Source organism: Halorientalis pallida (assembly GCF_004118325.1).
Taxonomy (GTDB): domain Archaea; phylum Halobacteriota; class Halobacteria; order Halobacteriales; family Haloarculaceae; genus Halorientalis; species Halorientalis pallida.
Genome location: NZ_RDFA01000002.1, coordinates 590,183 through 605,690, shown reverse-complemented (window position 1 = coordinate 605,690; position 15,508 = coordinate 590,183). Strand labels below are relative to the sequence as shown.

Below are 15,508 nucleotides of genomic sequence, written 5' to 3'. Positions count from 1 at the left end.
GGCAGAGTATGGATTCCGCGAGAATTGTGACGAAGCGTCGGCTCCTGGTGATCGGGGCGATGCTCGGGCTCACGGCCGCGAGCCTCGTGGTTGGGGTCGCGGTCGTGTTACTCCTGAGCGCCACCGTCGTTCTGGGAGTCGGTCTCGAACTCTCCAACACGGGCGCGCTGATCCTCAGCCTGATCGGCATCCAGGGCATCGCGTTCCCGACCGTCGGGTACGTCTATCTCCGCTATCACGGCCGAGCGGTCCTCGAGTTCGTCCCGACGCGGGTCCCCAGCCTCAGAGACGTCGGTGTGATCGTCGGCGGGTGGATCGGTGCCCTCGGGGCGCTGTTGGTCGTCGCGAACCTGGTGCTTGCCGTCTCGGACACCGCACCCGCACAGAACCAGGCCGCACAGACCGTCGCCGAGAATCCCGAGTTCGTCCCCTTCCTGCTCCCCTTCGTCTTCCTGCTGAACGGCCCCGGCGAGGAGTTCCTCTATCGCGGCGTCATCCAGGGCCGGTTCCGCGAGGACTTCTCCGCGCCCGCCGCCATCGTCCTGGCCACGCTGATGTTCGCGCCGATCCACATCTTCTCGTTCGTCGAGGCCTCCCCGCAGGCCGCGCTGCTCACGATCAGCCTGCTCACCGTCCCGAGCCTCGTCTTCGGGGCCGTCTACGAGTACACGGACAACTTCGTCGTCCCGGCGCTGGTCCACGGCCTGTACAACGCGACGCTGTTCGGCGGCATCTACCTGAGCAACGTCGTCGGGTAGCCCGAGCGCCGTCCCTTAGTAGCCGGCCCCCCAACGCCAGGTATGGACGAGGACGGGCGACTGCACCGGTTCGTCGAGAACCTCCGGTCGGCCGGCGATCAGTTCGCCGCGGCGAAACGCGCCTACAGCGACGCCAAGCGGTCCGCGCTGGCCGACCTCCCGCAGGACGAGCGGGGCCGTGCGAAGATCGTCTGTCGCCGCTACGCCGAGAAACGCGCCGTCGCGCTCGACGGCGCCGGCCGCCCCGACTGTTTCGACCCCGACCACACCGACTGCCAGGGCTGTGTCGAGGACGTGCGCGAGGGCGTCGTCGAGACCTGGTAGGCTTTTTCCCCCGAGCGGCCGTCACGCCGGTATGGACCGTCCGCTCGTCGCCGTCGTCCTCGCCGGCGGCACCGGCACGCGGCTCTACCCCGCCAGTCGGAGCCACCGGCCCAAGCAGTTCCAGTCGTTCGGCCGCGAGCAATCACTCCTCGCCGACACCGTCGACCGCGCCGGCTTCGCCGACGAGGTGTACGTCCTCACCCGTCCCGAGTTCGCCGAGTCCGTCCGCGAACACGCGCCACAGGCCGCCGTCCTCACCGAACCTGCGCCGAAGGACACCGGTCCCGCGCTGGTGTACGCCGCCCACCGCATCCGCGACCAGTTGAGCGAGGCCGTCATGGTCACCGTCCCCAGCGACCACCGGATCGACGGCGACTTCGCGGGGACCGCCCGCACCGCCGCCGAGGTCGCCGACAGCACCGGCGGCCTCGTCACCGTCGGCGTCGAACCCACCCGCCCCGCGACGGGCTACGGGTACATCCAGCCCGGCGAAAGGCGGGAGGTCGACCATCGGGAGACCTCCGAACGGGCGAGCGGGGAGCAACGACCCGCGAACCGCGGCGGCTACCACACCGTCGCCTCCTTCACCGAGAAACCCGACCGCGATACCGCCGAGCGGTACGTCGACGACGGCTCCTACTGGAACGCCGGCATCTTCGCCTGGTCGCCCAACGCCTTCCTCGGCGAGGCCCGCAAGTCCTCGCTGGGTCCCCTCGTCGAGGCCATGGACAGCGGCGACCCCGACCGCGGCTTCGCGGCCGTCGACCCCGTCAGCGTCGACTACGCCGTCCTCGAACGCACCGACAAGGCCTACGTCGTCCCCGCGAGCTTCGAGTGGGACGACCTCGGATCCTGGGACGCCGTCGAACGCCTCTTCGAGGCCGACGACGCAGGGAACGTGGTGCTGGGCAACGCCCTGCTGGACGACGCCACGGACACCGTCGTCGCCACCGACGGCCACGTCAGCGCGGTCGGGGTCGCCGATCTGGTGATCGCGAGTTACGGCGACCGCACGCTGGTGATTCCGAAAGACCGCGCCCAGGAAGTGCGCGAAGTGGTCGCGCAGCTGCGCGAGGAGGACCTGTACTAGCTCCGCAGACTCCCGCCGTCGACCGGCACCGCCGCGCCCGTGACGTAGCTCGCCGCCTCGCTGGAGAGCCAGGCGACGGTCTCGCCCAGTTCCTCTGGGTCGCCGATCCGTTCGAGGGGGATCCCGTCCGACCAGTCCGCCAGTCCCTCGTCGTAGCTCCCGTACTCGCCGCGCTCGATGTTCTGCTCGATCAGGTCCTCGATCCGGCCGGTCTCGTGGGCCCCCGGCAGGACCGCGTTGACCCGCACGTCCGGCGCGAACTCGCGAGCCTGGGTCTTCATCAGGCCGATGACCGCCCGGCGGACCGAGTTCGAGAGCACGAGGCCGTCGATGACTTCCTGGACCGACCGGGAGGTGATGTTGACGACGGTCCCCGCGTCGCTGTCGTCTAGGTGCGGGTACGCTTCCCGGGTCGTCCGCACGACGCTCATCACCAGCAGGTCGTACGCCGCGTAGAAGTCCTCGTCGTCCATATCGAGGAAGGGACCGCTCGGCGGGCCGCCCGCGCTCGTGACGACGTGATCCAGCCCGCCGAAGGCCTCGACGGTCTCGCCGACGAACCGCTCGATATCGTCGGCGTCGGTGATGTCGGCTTCGACCGCGAGGACCTCGCCGTCGCCGAGTTCCTGCAGGGACTGCTCGGCCTCGTCGAGACGATCCGGCGACCGGCCACAGATCGCCACGTCCGCGCCTTCGCGGGCGAACGCCTCGGCGCTGGCCAGCCCGAGGCCGCTGCTAGCTGCCGTACACAGTACCGCGTTCCCGTCGAGTTCGAGATCCATGTCCGGGCCGACGAGCGCCGATGGCTAAAAGGCTCACTCCTCGGGGCGCTGGCGCACCCGCACCGCCCCGTCGCTGGTGACACCGACGAACAGCCGCCGCTCGACGTTGCGCCCGACGACCGCGTCGCCCGCCTCGTCGCTGATCCGCTTCATGAGTTCCGGGGCCGTGTGGTTCACTTTGACCCCGACCTCGTCACACTCCGCGAAGACCCGCGCCGGCACGTCGTAGAGGTCCGTCCCCTGCTCGACCGTGATCTGGACCGGCGCGCGCAACGTCTCCGCGAACGCGATCGTCTCCCGGGCCTTCGAGACGTTGTCACGGGCGCTCGACTCGACGCTGGAGACGTTCGCTCGCGACGTCCCCAACAGCTCGGCGATCTCGGCCTGGGCCAGTCCCCGTTCACGCAGTGCCAGTACCTCCGCCTGTCGCCGCGTCAGGACGTTCGCCGCGGGATCGAATCCCGCCCGGTCGAGGATCCCGTCGACGTCGATCTCGTCGTCAGTCATTCGTGTACTCCACGTGTCCGTTGCACAGCGTAACACCGCCCGCGCGAAAAACCCACCGTCCGAACGCCCGACGACGCCCCCGGACTGCGCGCCGGGGAGCTGGATTGTCCACAGTCCTGCCGGTCGCGACCCCCCGGCCCACTCTAGCTACCCCAGAAGTTGTCCCGACTCCCGAGGTGTGGCTTGTCGTCCTCGTCCGCCGCGTCCTCGACCTCGTCGGCCTCGTCGTCGGCTTCGGCTGCCGCCGCGTCGTCGTCCGTCTCCTCCTCGTCTTCGAGTGGGAGCCGCTCGACCTCCTCGGCCTTGGCGTGATTCGAGTGGACGCGCGTAATCTGGACGCGAGACCGTGCCTCCGGCAGGACGCCGTCGACCATCACGATGAACCCGTCCTCGGTGCGGCCGACGCCGGCCCCGCTCTCGTGGATGTCCTCGACCGTCACGACGACTTCCTCGCCCGGCTGAACCGGCTGTTCTTTCAGGTCACGGATCGGCTGGTTGTAGTGGCTGCACCACTCCGCGCCGCCGCGGTCCCCGTAGTGCTGGCACCCCATGCCTTCGATTCGTTCGCTAAAACTGGGGCAGTCGTCCGCCAGTGGACAATCCGGCATACTGAGGCGTACTCACAGCGGAGATTAAACGCTTACGACCCACCATTTTATTTCGTCGGGTGGCGGCACGGCCGCCACCCTCTCTGCTCACGGGCGGCGAAGCCGCCCGTTCGCACGGTATGCGGGAGCTTCGCTCCCGCACTACTCGCAAAAACGTGGGCGAAAAACGGGCGGAACGCGCGCTGACGGCGCTGGTTCCGGTGCTGAGCTGGTAATCCCCGCTACCGCACCGCCGCCGCGAACCGCCCGACTTCGGCGGCGACCTGCACCGGGTCCGAGAAGATCGCCGTGTGCCTCACACCCTCCATCTCGACCAGATCGGCGTCGGTCAGCCGGTCGTCGAGTTCCCACACCGCGTCCCGAAGGTGTGTCGGCCCCCGCTCGCCCGTCAGCAAGAGCGTCGGCTGTGGGAGCGTGAGGTCGTCGGCGAGTCGATACGCCTCGATGGCGTAGTTCTCGCGCACGACCGTCTCCGCGAGGTGGAAGTTGACCCCCTCGGGACAGAACGGGAGCCCCTCGGGATCCTCGACCTCGCCCGAGCCCCGGACGGTCTCCGCCATCGCCTCACGGCGCTCACCCTCCTGCAAGAGTGTGTCCATCCGTGCAGCCAGGTCGTCACCCCGATGCTCGCCAACCAGTATCGCCGGCTCGTAGATGATCGTCCCAGCGAGCCCGCCGTCTCTGACGACCTCCAGCGAGACCAGCTCGCCGAAGAAGTGCCCGAACAGGATCGGCTCGCCGTCGACCGCTTCGACGACCGCCCGCACGTCTGCGACCTCTCTGTCGAGGCTGTACTCGTCCGAATCGCCGCTCTCGCCCCGTCCCCGTCGGTCGGGCGCGACGACCGTGAACTCGTCCGTGAGATGAGGTCCCAGCGCGTCCCAGCTGTGACGTGTCCCGGACCCACCGTGGACCAGCACGAGCGACTGGCCGTCACCAGTTCGTTCGGCTGCGATCTCCGTACCGTCTTTCGATTCGACCGTGAACATGAGCGACTCCCCTCGTTGTGGCGTGGGAGAGAGAACCGCGTCTCTCACCACCTGGAGTGTTTCGGTTCCCTAGCCACTCACGCGAAGAAGTCCCGGATCGGATCGATCTGCTCGGGCGTGTTCAGCGCCGGTGCGTGCCCGCAGTCGATCTCGACCGTCTCGGCGTCGGGCTGAGTCTCGATCATTCGCTCGAACGGCTCTGCGGGAAGAATGTCCGAGTCCGTCCCTCGCAGAACGAGCAGCGGCGCGTCGATGGCTTCCCACACGTCCCACGGGTCGGGCGCCTCGGCGTCTTCGTCGTCCTCGCCCGCGAGGATCCGCGGGTCGTAGTGCGCCGTGACGCGACCGGCGTCGGTCCGCCGCGCCGACGTCACCGCCAGCCGGCGGTACTCGGCATCGGTCATCTCGCTGAACCGCCCCTCGTAGAGGTCCCGGAAGTACTCCTCCAGGGCCGTCACCGTCTCGACCGTCGGCGGTTCCGGGACGTACTCCATGATCCGCCCGAGGGCCTCCGGCGCCGAGTCGGTCTCCGGATTCGGCGGCATGTCGTTGATAACCAGCCGCTCGATCCGATCGGCGAGCGGCCCCCCAGCGAGCGCCATCCCCAGTCCGCCACCCATCGACGTGCCGACGTACCGGAGCGTGTCGAGTTCGAGCGTGTCACACAGGTCCACCAGCGTCTCGACCATCGCCCCGTTGCTGTAGCGCTCGGCGGGGTCGTCGGCCCACTGGCTCAACCCACGCCCCGGCATATCCGGACAGACCACGTGGTAGTCGTCTTCGAGCGCCCGCGCCAGCGGATCGAAGTCCCGGCCGTTCCGGGAGAGCCCGTGGACACACAGAACTGTGGGGTCGGCCCGGTCGCCCCACGCCGAGTAATGGATCTCGATCCCGTCGACGGTGACGAACTCGTCACTTCGTGCCATGACCCCGCTTGGTCGGGCCGGCTCAAAAGTCCCGGTGGCGTGGTGGGCAATCACATCCACGGCCGATGGAGACCGGGGTAGTTTTAGGCCGGGAGTCATCTCCATTGAATACAATGGGCTTTGGAAGCTACGACGAATCCGAGCAGAAGGATCAGAACGTCGAAACCGACGAAGACGAAGCGGTCAACGTCCACGAAGACCACGACACCGGCGACGTCGAGTTCCAGTCCGACAAGTCCACCGACGAACTGGTGGACCAACTGCAGCACATGAAAGACGACTAAATTGTTACTTCGTCGGGTCGCCTGTGGCGACCACTCTCTGCTCACGGGCGGCGAAGCCGCCCGTTCGCACGGAATGAGGCTGGTTCGAGAGAGCTTCGCTCCCTCGTCATCACGAGGGACTACGTCCCTCGAACGACTCTGGTCCCTCACTACTCGCAAAAATCTAGTGTAAAACTATCGTCACGCTCTGCTCTACGAGCCTCGCGTGAGATGGACCGCCTCGCTTCGCTCGGCGGAGACTAACTTCAAAGATCGTCGTGTGCAACGGCTGTTACAGTGGGTATGCGTACTGACCGCTGAAAGTTTTGGCAGCTTTCGTATATTTTCTGAAAGCTATGCAAGCTGCAATGCACATATGTTGCACAGTGTTTTGAGCAGGGGAGGTTATTATCCAGTACGCTGTGTCTCATCCCCAAAGTGTGCCAGGATCGCTTCCGAGGGCCGTTGTGACTGGGAGACCGTTGTAACTGTGTCCCGAATCGACCGCACACCGGCGTGCGGTCAATCCGGAGAGGCCTTACGATGGGCAGTATGAATGGCGGGGAGATTCTCTCCGTAGCGGTCCAGTGTTGCCGCGTTTTCGGTAACAGGATGGCCTGTCATGACTCTGGTTCCGGTTGGTTGTTCAGAATATCGACATCAGTAATTTCGAACCGCGCACCGCCAGCATCGCCCTCCGTGATGGTTACACCCCACCCGTGGGCATTGATAATTGTCCGAACGCTCGAGAGCCCGTACCCAGATCCGTCCTGGGATGTGGAGAAACCGTGGTTGAACACCTGCTTGCGTAGCTCATCAGAGATTCCGGGACCATCGTCCTCAACGTAGAACCCCGTGTTGAGTGGCCCCACGCTGACAGTCACCGTCGCACCGCTGTGTTCGAGGGCGTTCTGGAACAGGTTCTCGAAGAGTTGACCCAGTCTGTTGGAGTCTGCATACACCGACTCGAGTTCCGTCGTTTGCAACGTTGCTTCCGGTGATTGCTTCCCGGTAGCTTCCCATGCAGTTCGGATCACCTCCCCCATGTCGATCCGGTCCGGGTCCGCGACCGCGCTGCCGTGTTTTGCCACTGTAAGTAGGTCATCAACAAGCACTTCCATCCGGGCTGTCGTATCCGCAATCGTGTCAAGATGGGCTATCTCTCCGGTCTCGCGATATAGGCTGAGCCGGGCCTCGATCAGCTGAATCGGGTTGCGCAGGTCGTGAACGAGGATATCGGTGAACTCCTTGAGCCGGTCGTTTTGCCGTTTGAGCCGCTCGGTTTCTTGTCGCTGCGTGGTCGTATCATGACTCACGATAGCATACCCGTCGAACTCGTCGTTGTAGATGGGTGAGAGTGTCAGCGTCGCCCAAAACTCTGACCCATCCGCTCGACACTGGACGGCGGTCGCCTCGTGGGAACTGTTTTTTGCCTTTTGAAGAAGGTCTCCGCGGACACTGTCCGATTCCGTGTCGTCAGCAAAGAGCACGGCCACGGTCCGGCCAAGCATTTCCGAGGAGTCGTATCCATACAGTGCCTGGGCCGGGCCCGGCCATGTGATGATATCGCCCTCTGGGTCAAGCGTGAAGATGGCATGCGTCGAGAGACCCTCGATGAGACGCCGAGGGCCCCCATCGTCTCCTCCCCTTGGTTCATCTCGCTGGTTCTCATCAAGTCTCTCGGACACTGTTAGCAGATTGTTTATTTCAAGGTAGAAGGATACCAGTTACCCATGGTAAACCATGGTGAGTTATCACGTCCAACCTCGGACGGATGCCAAACTGGGCTAGTTTATATTGGGTATCAGCAAGCAGTGATTCGACGCGAGTATCGCTGAAGCCACGGGGCCCATCTCTCCGAGAGGGTGTATTCTGGTCTGATTTGTTTGCTAAACTCACCCTCTGTACCGAACAAGCATCCGGCGCGTTCCGCGCGCCGGTTCACCGGACGCGAGCAGCGCGAGCGTCCGGATAGTTTATCGCCCACCGTCACCGACCGCAGGTTTCGACCCTGTCACGTCTCGACTCCCCGGCTGGACCGTGAACTCCGACAGCAGCGACTGCAGATCCTCGGCCCGGGTCCGCAGCGTCGAGATGGCGGTGTCGACCTCCGAGATCGACGCCGACTGTTCCTGGGCGACCGACGACACCGTATCCGTCTCCTCGGCAGTCTCGCGGCTCAGATCCGTCACTTCGTCGATCATCGCGACTGCTTCCTCCGTGGACGCCGCCTGCTCGTCGACCGTGTCGCTGATCTCCTGGACGCCGCTGTCGGTTTCGGCGGCGTTCGCCGAGACGTCCTCGAACGCCGCCACGGCATCGTTGATCGCATCGATCCCCTCGAGGACGCTCGATTCGGCCTCCTGGGCCTTCTCGACCGCTTCCCGACTCTCCGCCCGGGTGCCCTCGATGAGCCCTTCGATGTCGCCCGCCGCCGATCGCGTCTCCTCCGCGAGGTTCTTCACTTCGTTCGCGACGACGGCGAAGCCCTCGCCGGCGTCCCCGCCGCCGTCCCCGGCGCGGGCCGCCTCGATGTTGGCGTTCAGCGCCAGCATGTTCGTCTGCTCGGCGATGTCGCCGATCAACTCGACGATCTCGCCGATCTCGTCCATCTGCTCGTCCAGCGACTCGACACGCTCGACGGTCGTCTCGATAGCCGCCCGAACGTTCTGGGCCTGCTCGCGAGCGCGGTGGGCAGTCTGCTCGCCCCGGTCCGCCACGTCGGCCGTCGACTGTGAACTCTCGGCGACGGTCTCGGCCGAGGCGGCCACCTCCTCGATGGTCGCCGACAGGTCGGTCATCTCGTCGGCCGTGGCTTCGAGTTTCTCGCGCTGCTGGTCGGTCGCCGTCGTGATCCGCTGGACGGACTCGGTGAGCGACTCCGAAGCGGTCCGTGCCTCGGCGGCCTCCGTGGAGACCTGGTCGCTCTCCGTCGCGACCTCGTCGGCGAACGTCTGGATCTCGTCGACGGTCGACTCGAGTTCGGTGAGCATCTCGTTGAACGCCGTCCCGATCTCGCCCATCGCCTCGTTCTCGTCGTCCACCTCGACGCGGACGCTCAGGTCGCCGTTCGCCGCCCGATCCATCTGACTCCGGTAGCGGTCGGCGACCCGTTCGAGCCGTTCGTTGCGCTCGCGAACCTCGGCCATCTTGTCTTCGGCCTCGGCCCGTGCCTGCTCGGCCTCCTCGCGCTTCCGTTCGATCTCGGCCTGCTTGGCCTCAAGATCGTCGATCTGCTGGGCGCGGTCCCGGGCCTGTGACAACTGTTCGCGCGCCTCCTCGCGGGATCGTTCGGTCGACACCCAGTTCGACAGCAGCGCGAGCGCCAGAAAGAGCACGAAGATCCCGTGGATGAGCCCCCAGACCCACGGGTTGTTGATCGCGGCCGTGTGGTTGTACACGCGGCTGGCCTCGATGGTCCCGAACACGCCATGGGTGAAGACGACGTACCCGAGTCCGAGCGCGAACGGGAGCCAGTCCTCGTAGACGGCGATGACGGCCATCGCGACGAAAAAGTGGAAATGCGCCTCGATGTACCCGCCGGAGAACTGCACGAGGACCGCCGACGAGGCGAGGAGTGCGGTGATCGACAGTGCGGTCCGGACGCGCCGCGAGAACGGGCCGGCCCAGGCCGCCGCCGCGAGCCCGAAGACGATCCCGATCTCCAGCAGAATCAACGGAAGCGGCGTCGCCGGAATGCGCGCCTCCGCGATCGGCGTCGTGCCGCTGTAGATGCCCAGCAGGAACCACAGCGGTAGCTGTAACAACGTCGCGGCGATCACGTTCCGGTGGCGCGCCCGCCACGTCTCCTTGGGAATCGTCGTCCCGTTCGGAATGTACGACACGAACGCCGCGAGCGCGTCCCGGAGACCCTCGTCACCCGACGCACTCGTCCCGGCTGTACCGGCTGCCCCTGACATACCTCTACCTGCACGAATGAGCGTTTGAACCTTTGGCCGGAGAACTCAGCGTTGATAACGATCGTTCAGGGACGCAAACACGATACCACGCTCCGTCCGCCGGTCGCTCGCGTCAGGCAACGGGCGTTCGCTCCACGACCTGCCCGTCGTAGCTCGGATACTGCTCGACGATCTCACCCTCGTCGAGGTCGCCGTCCGCGATCATCTCCTCCAGCAACCACCACGCCACCTCGACGTGGTCGGACTTGACCGTGTAGTACTCTTCGGGGACGCCCAGGGCCTCGAAGCGTTCGGGCTCGGCCCAGGTCTTCCCGTAGACGAGCGTGCCGTCGTCGGTCACCTCGTCGAACGGCCGGCGGATCGTGCGGGCCATCCGCTTGAGTCGCCGGCGGTGCTGGGCAGCGTCTTTGAACACGGAGGTACAGAAGTACACCTTCTCGTGGTCGCCCATGACCTCCAGGATCTCCTCGCGGGAGTTCTCGACGGCGCTCATGTGGCCCTCTTTTCGCTCGTAGCCTTTCTCCTGCATCCGGCGGTAGTTGCCGTCGGACATCTCGAACTCGTTGATGTTACAGAAGTCGGCCGCACCCTCCTCCAGGAAGTCGAGGAACTCCGTCTCGGGGCGGATACCAGGGATCTCGAACGCGGGCGTCAGGCCCTCCTCGCGGGCGATGTAGAGGATCTCTTCCCACTCGGTCCCGTGCAAATCGCCCCACTGCTCGAACGGCGGATGGAAACGAATCTCGTCGAGGCCGGCCTCGCTCAGGCGGCGCATGTTCTCCCGACCGCCCGTGATACCGGTGTAGAGGTGGGTGTGGAAGTCTTCGCCGTACTCGTCTTTCAGCAGGGAGAGATAGCGTGTGGTCCGCGCCATCGCTTCCTGGGGTTCGCCGCCGGTGATCGAGGCACCGAGCGCGTCCATTCGCTCGGCTTCCTCGATCACGTCCTGATCGTCCTCGACGAGCCGCTCGTTGGCGTACACGTCGGTGACGTTCTTGCGGTTCTCCCCCAGCGGGCAGTAGAAACAGTCGCGCTGGTCGCAGTAGCCGTAGACGAAGAGGACGAGCTTGCCGCCCTCGGCGCACTGTTCACAGCCCTTCGAGATCATCGGTTACCCATCTTTTCCCGTCGAAGGGGAAAAGCCGTGCGAAACGCGACGGGTCGACCGAAGACCGATTGTGACCGAGTCACTAACGATGGTATGAGCGAGGGCTCGGCAGAAGACGGGACCGGGGAGAACGGAGCGGCGGACGAGAGTAACCCACCGCGATCCTCGAGCGGGTTGTCCGAGCGGGTCGAGCGCACTGTCGTCTTCTCCGAGCAAGTGATGCAGTGGGTCGAACTCGTCGCCGGATTCGTCCTCGTCGTGCTGTTCGCCATCGGCGTGTTCGACCTCGGGTTGCAGATTTTCATGGAGATCCAGTCGGGCGACATCAGCGACCCGCTCGTCGTCATCGGGTTCATCGACACCGCGCTCCTGCTTTTCATCATCGTCGAGGTGTACAATACGGTGATCGCCTACGCGCGCTCGGACGAGACCGCACGCATCCTCCGGCTGGTCATCTTCACTGGCGTCATCGCGCTGGTCCGGAAGGCCATCGTCTACCGCGCCAGCGAGTACGGGAACAAGACCGACGCGTTGCTGGTCGCTGTCGCCTACGGCATCCTGACCGTCGCGCTGGCCCTCCTGCTGTACGTCAGTTACCAGTACGTCGGCGGCCGCCACGACGAGCCGGCCGAGTACTGATGCCCAAAAGCTGTTAAGCCACAGCGGCGAAGTGACGAGTGATGCTGCTGGTCCTGTGTGTGGACCTCGACGACGACCTCGGGCGCAAGACCGGGATGGACACCCCGGTGATCGGTCGGGACGCCGTCGAAGAGGCCGCCGTGGCGCTCGCGACCGCGGACCCCGAGGACTCCGACGTCAACGTCCTCTTCGAGGGCCTCCACATCCAGACGGAGATCGACGACGAGGACGTCGAGGTCGCCGCAGTGACCGGTGTCGACGGCAAGGACGTGGCGGCAAACCGCAAGGTGGGCGAGGAAGTCGACACGGTGCTGGCGAGCATCTCCGCCAGCGACGACGTGCGCGCCATCGTCGTCACCGACGGCGCACAGGACGAGAGCGTCGTCCCCGTCATCCGGTCGCGGGTCTACATCGACGGCGTCCAGCGCGTCGTCGTCCGCCAGGCACAGGACCTCGAATCGATGTACTACACCATCAAGCAGGTGCTGGACGACCCCGAGACCCGCGGGACCATCCTCGTCCCCCTCGGCATCCTGCTGTTGATCTATCCGCTGGCGATCATCGCCGACCAGCTGGGCCTGCCCGGCGCGGTGTTCGGCATCACGTCGGGCCTGCTCGGCCTCTACATCCTCGGCCGCGGTCTCGGCGTCGAGCGAGCGCTCGATTCCGCCATCGACCGCCTCCGGTCGGTGTTCTACGCCGGCCGCGTGACGCTCATCACCTCCGTAGTCGCCGCCGCACTCCTGCTCATCGGCGGCCTCGAGGGCGTCCAGTCGCTCGAAGCCGCCCAGACCAGCCGCGGGACGCTGGGCGCACTCGAAGTGCTGGCGGCGCTCGTGATCGGCGCCGTCCGCTGGTTCGCCGCCGCCGGCATCACCTCCAGTCTGGGCCGCGTCACCGACGAGTACCTCGCCGGCGAGTTCGAGTGGCACTACCTCAACGCCCCGTTCTACGTCGTCGCAATCTCCGCCGTCCTCTACGGCATGAGCGCCTACTTCCTCGATCTCGTCACCCTGTCCTTCCTCGCGGCGACGCTCACCGGCGGCACCATCCTCGGCCTCGTCAGTACACTCGCCTTCGCCGTCGTCGAGTCACGCGTCCGAAAGAACCGACCGCCAGCCTGAGCCGTCGCCCCGAAATCACCCGGCGGCGTGACCACGGTCGAGTTCGACAGAACGCTTATTCCACCTACGGTCGTAGGCCGTCGTATGTCTAGCCGGGAGATCCGTCTCATCGAAGAAGCCGACGGCCAGTGGTCCGCGGTCGACGTCGAAACCAGCGTCGCCACCCAGGGCGAAACCCGCCAGCAAGCCCTGGAAGTCCTCGACGAAGCCGTCGCCCTCTACACCGACGACGACGGCACGGCCATCGGCGACGAAGTCGCCTACCTCGAAGACCACGGAATCGACCCGGCCGACGTGACAGACCCCCGGGATCTCCCGGACTTCATGCAGTAGGGAGGGCGAGCAAAGCGGCCCCCGAAAAATCGAGCAGTGGAACCGCGAGCAGCGCGGCTCGACGGCAGGAGAGCCGCGGTTATCGGTCTCTCACTGCGTCGCGGCTCACTTCGTTCACCGCTCACGGACAACCACGAACTCCGCCAGATCCTCCAGATACGCCAGCGCCTCGGAGTCCTCGGCGTCGACCGTCGACAGCGACGCCAGCGCCTCGTCGGACATCTCGCGAGCGCGCTCGTTCGCCTCCTCGGGCGTGAGATCGGTCACCTGCACGAGCGACGGGCGGTCCATCTCCGCGTCGTGACCCGTCGGCTTCCCCAGGTCGTCGGCCTCGGCGGTCGCGTCCAGCACGTCGTCGCGCATCTGGAAGGCGATTCCGACACGCTCGGCGTACTGCCCGAACGCCTCGACCGTGTAGGCGTCGGCGTCGGCCGCGATAGCGCCCAACTCGGCGGCAGCGCGGAACAGCGCCCCCGTCTTCCGGCGAGCCAGCTCCATGTACTCGTCCTCGTTTTCCGGTTGGGCGACCAGTTCCGTCGCCTCCCCCTCGCCGAGTTCGACCATCGACTCCGAGACCGCCTGCATCGCCCGTTCGTCGCTGGAAAACAGGGCGAACGCCTCCCCGAGCAGGCCGTCCGAGGCGATGATCGCCGGGCCGAAGCCGAATTCGGACCACGCGCTCGGGACGCCCCGCCGGACCTCCGAGTCGTCGATGATGTCGTCGATCACCAGCGAGGCGTTGTGGACCAGTTCGATGCCCACGGCGAAATCGACCGCATCCGCCGGGTCACCGCCCAGCGTTTCACAGACAAGCACCGTCACCGTCGGGCGGACGCGCTTCCCGCCCGAGAGCGTGACGTGGCCCAACTCGTCGGCCAGCTCCGTCGGCTCGACACCGTCGAGGACCGCCTCCAGCCGCTCCTCGACGCGCGCCCGTCGGCGCTCCAGATACTCCATTACCGCCCGCTTAGGACCAGGGCCCAATGAGGCTGACGAACCGACGTGTCGGCGCCGCCCACCGATCGCTCCCAGTCGGCCTCGCCACGCCCGCTCAGAACGAGTCCACGACCGGAATCCCGTCCGTCTCGAAGTCCGTCATCGCCGCCAGCTTGTCCGAGACGGCTTCGAGTCCCACGGTCTCCGAGACCACCGCGCTCGGATCGATCTTGCCCGTCGCGACCATCCGGAAGATCTCGTCGTACCGCGACACCGGCATCCCGTAGGACCCGAGGAACTCGATCTCCTGCATCACCATCGCGTCTGTCGGCTGGGCGATCGACCCCCGCTCTTCCTCCGTCGTCAGCCCGATCTGGAGGTGCTGGCCCCGGTTCCCGAGACTCAGCACCGAGTTCCGGCTCGTCTCGGCCACGCCGAGGGCGTCGACGCTGACCGCCGCCCCGCCGTCGGTGAGCCCCTTGATCTCTTTGGGGACGCGTTCCGTCTCAGCCGCGTTGATCGTCTCGACCGCCCCCAGCTCTTCGGCCTGGCGTAGCTTGTCGTCTTTCAGGTCGACCGCGACCACGTTCGCCCCCAGCGCGTCCGCGATGTGGACCGCCGAGAGCCCCACGCCACCACAACCGTGGACGGCCACCCAGTCGCCCGCGCCCACGTCGGCGCGGTGAGCCAGCCCGTGGAACGAGGTCATGAACCGACAGCCCAGTCCCGCCATGTCGACCGACGTGACGCCGTCGGGCAACTGGACCGCGTTGAAGTCGGCGAAGGGGACGTGGACCTGCTCGGCGAACGCACCCTGGGCCTGCTCGACGAAGCCCAGCGGAATGCCGTTGTCGCAGGTGTTCGAGTGGCCCGACTGGCACTCCGGACAGGTGCCGTCGCCCAGGCTGAACGGGATCGCGATGTGATCGCCTTCCCGGACCTGTTCGACCCCCTCGCCGACCGCGATTACGGTGCCAGCCGGCTCGTGGCCGAGGATCTGTCCTGCACCGGCATCGATCCCCAGCCAGTCCCAGTCACCCTGCCAGACGTGCCAGTCGCTCCGACAGATCCCGCAGGCTTCCGTCTCGACGACGACCCCGTGGGGGTCCGGTTCCGGCGCGTCCACGTCTTCGATAGCCAGTGGCTCCCCGTGCTCCTCGATGACTGCTGCGCGCATATCGTTAGCATCGTCGAGCGGTCC

The 15,508-nt window shown here is 66.1% G+C and carries 17 protein-coding genes; 7 read left to right on the top strand and 10 right to left on the bottom strand.

The annotated features are described in order from the left end of the window. Positions 1–8: 8 nt before the first annotated feature. From EAF64_RS08300 to EAF64_RS08290, 3 genes are read left to right on the top strand one after another with little or no spacing between them, the layout of a single operon-like run. Complete coding sequence (locus EAF64_RS08300; protein WP_129068499.1) at positions 9–758, top strand: CPBP family intramembrane glutamic endopeptidase; 750 nt, start codon at positions 9–11, stop codon at positions 756–758. A 42-nt stretch (positions 759–800) separates the two neighbouring features. Beyond that, positions 801–1,082 carry a DUF7091 family protein gene (locus tag EAF64_RS08295; RefSeq protein WP_129068498.1) on the top strand — a complete coding sequence of 94 codons (282 nt, stop codon included), beginning with the start codon at positions 801–803 and terminating at the stop codon, positions 1,080–1,082. Positions 1,083–1,113: 31 nt separating this feature from the next. Further along, positions 1,114–2,172 (top strand): mannose-1-phosphate guanylyltransferase, encoded by a 1,059-nt coding sequence (locus tag EAF64_RS08290; protein ID WP_129068497.1) that lies wholly within the window; start codon positions 1,114–1,116, stop codon positions 2,170–2,172. Here EAF64_RS08290 and EAF64_RS08285 read toward each other — a convergent pair. The 5 genes from EAF64_RS08285 to EAF64_RS08265 all read right to left on the bottom strand — a co-directional run bounded on the left by EAF64_RS08285 (position 2,169) and on the right by EAF64_RS08265 (position 5,984). Then, positions 2,169–2,954 carry an SDR family oxidoreductase gene (locus EAF64_RS08285; protein ID WP_129068496.1) on the bottom strand — a complete coding sequence of 262 codons (786 nt, stop codon included), beginning with the start codon at positions 2,952–2,954 and terminating at the stop codon, positions 2,169–2,171. The genes EAF64_RS08290 and EAF64_RS08285 overlap by 4 nt on opposite strands. A gap of 33 nt (positions 2,955–2,987) precedes the next feature. Continuing rightward, positions 2,988–3,461, bottom strand: a complete 474-nt coding sequence (locus tag EAF64_RS08280) for a Tfx family DNA-binding protein (RefSeq protein WP_129068495.1) — start codon at positions 3,459–3,461, stop codon at positions 2,988–2,990. Positions 3,462–3,604: 143 nt separating this feature from the next. After that, positions 3,605–4,069 carry a TRAM domain-containing protein gene (locus EAF64_RS08275; protein WP_129068494.1) on the bottom strand — a complete coding sequence of 155 codons (465 nt, stop codon included), beginning with the start codon at positions 4,067–4,069 and terminating at the stop codon, positions 3,605–3,607. A gap of 221 nt (positions 4,070–4,290) precedes the next feature. Beyond that, positions 4,291–5,058: an alpha/beta fold hydrolase gene (locus tag EAF64_RS08270; RefSeq protein WP_129068493.1), complete on the bottom strand. Its 768-nt coding sequence runs from the start codon at positions 5,056–5,058 to the stop codon at positions 4,291–4,293. 77 nt (positions 5,059–5,135) lie between these two features. Further along, entirely contained in the window at positions 5,136–5,984 is an 849-nt protein-coding gene (locus tag EAF64_RS08265; protein WP_193767619.1) for an alpha/beta fold hydrolase, read from the bottom strand. A gap of 113 nt (positions 5,985–6,097) precedes the next feature. Between EAF64_RS08265 and EAF64_RS08260 the strand changes: the two genes are divergently transcribed. Then, entirely contained in the window at positions 6,098–6,268 is a 171-nt protein-coding gene (locus tag EAF64_RS08260; protein ID WP_129068491.1) for a DUF5786 family protein, read from the top strand. A 599-nt stretch (positions 6,269–6,867) separates the two neighbouring features. On the opposite strand, the gene EAF64_RS08255 is transcribed toward EAF64_RS08260, so the two are convergent. From EAF64_RS08255 to EAF64_RS08245, 3 genes are all read right to left on the bottom strand, one after another. Beyond that, on the bottom strand, positions 6,868–7,935 hold the full coding sequence (locus EAF64_RS08255) for an ATP-binding protein (RefSeq protein ID WP_129068490.1): 1,068 nt from the start codon (positions 7,933–7,935) through the stop codon (positions 6,868–6,870). Between the two features lie 288 nt (positions 7,936–8,223). Further along, positions 8,224–10,167 (bottom strand): methyl-accepting chemotaxis protein, encoded by a 1,944-nt coding sequence (locus EAF64_RS08250; protein ID WP_129068489.1) that lies wholly within the window; start codon positions 10,165–10,167, stop codon positions 8,224–8,226. 112 nt (positions 10,168–10,279) lie between these two features. Next, positions 10,280–11,275 carry a radical SAM protein gene (locus EAF64_RS08245; RefSeq protein WP_129068488.1) on the bottom strand — a complete coding sequence of 332 codons (996 nt, stop codon included), beginning with the start codon at positions 11,273–11,275 and terminating at the stop codon, positions 10,280–10,282. A 93-nt stretch (positions 11,276–11,368) separates the two neighbouring features. On the opposite strand from EAF64_RS08245, the gene EAF64_RS08240 reads away from it, so the two are divergent. From EAF64_RS08240 to EAF64_RS08230, 3 genes are all read left to right on the top strand, one after another. Beyond that, complete coding sequence (locus tag EAF64_RS08240) at positions 11,369–11,914, top strand: phosphate-starvation-inducible PsiE family protein (RefSeq protein WP_129068487.1); 546 nt, start codon at positions 11,369–11,371, stop codon at positions 11,912–11,914. 41 nt (positions 11,915–11,955) lie between these two features. Further along, positions 11,956–13,038, top strand: coding sequence for a DUF373 family protein (locus EAF64_RS08235; RefSeq protein ID WP_129068486.1), 1,083 nt, complete (start codon positions 11,956–11,958; stop codon positions 13,036–13,038). Positions 13,039–13,122: 84 nt separating this feature from the next. Beyond that, the gene (locus tag EAF64_RS08230) at positions 13,123–13,371 is read left to right on the top strand and encodes a type II toxin-antitoxin system HicB family antitoxin (RefSeq protein WP_129068485.1); all 249 of its coding nucleotides are present in this window, start codon (positions 13,123–13,125) and stop codon (positions 13,369–13,371) included. Between the two features lie 114 nt (positions 13,372–13,485). On the opposite strand, the gene EAF64_RS08225 is transcribed toward EAF64_RS08230, so the two are convergent. Then, a complete protein-coding gene (locus EAF64_RS08225) occupies positions 13,486–14,328 on the bottom strand; it encodes a polyprenyl synthetase family protein (RefSeq protein ID WP_129068484.1) in 843 nt (280 codons plus the stop codon). A 94-nt stretch (positions 14,329–14,422) separates the two neighbouring features. Then, the gene (locus tag EAF64_RS08220) at positions 14,423–15,484 is read right to left on the bottom strand and encodes a zinc-dependent alcohol dehydrogenase family protein (RefSeq protein WP_129068483.1); all 1,062 of its coding nucleotides are present in this window, start codon (positions 15,482–15,484) and stop codon (positions 14,423–14,425) included. Positions 15,485–15,508 lie beyond the last annotated feature (24 nt).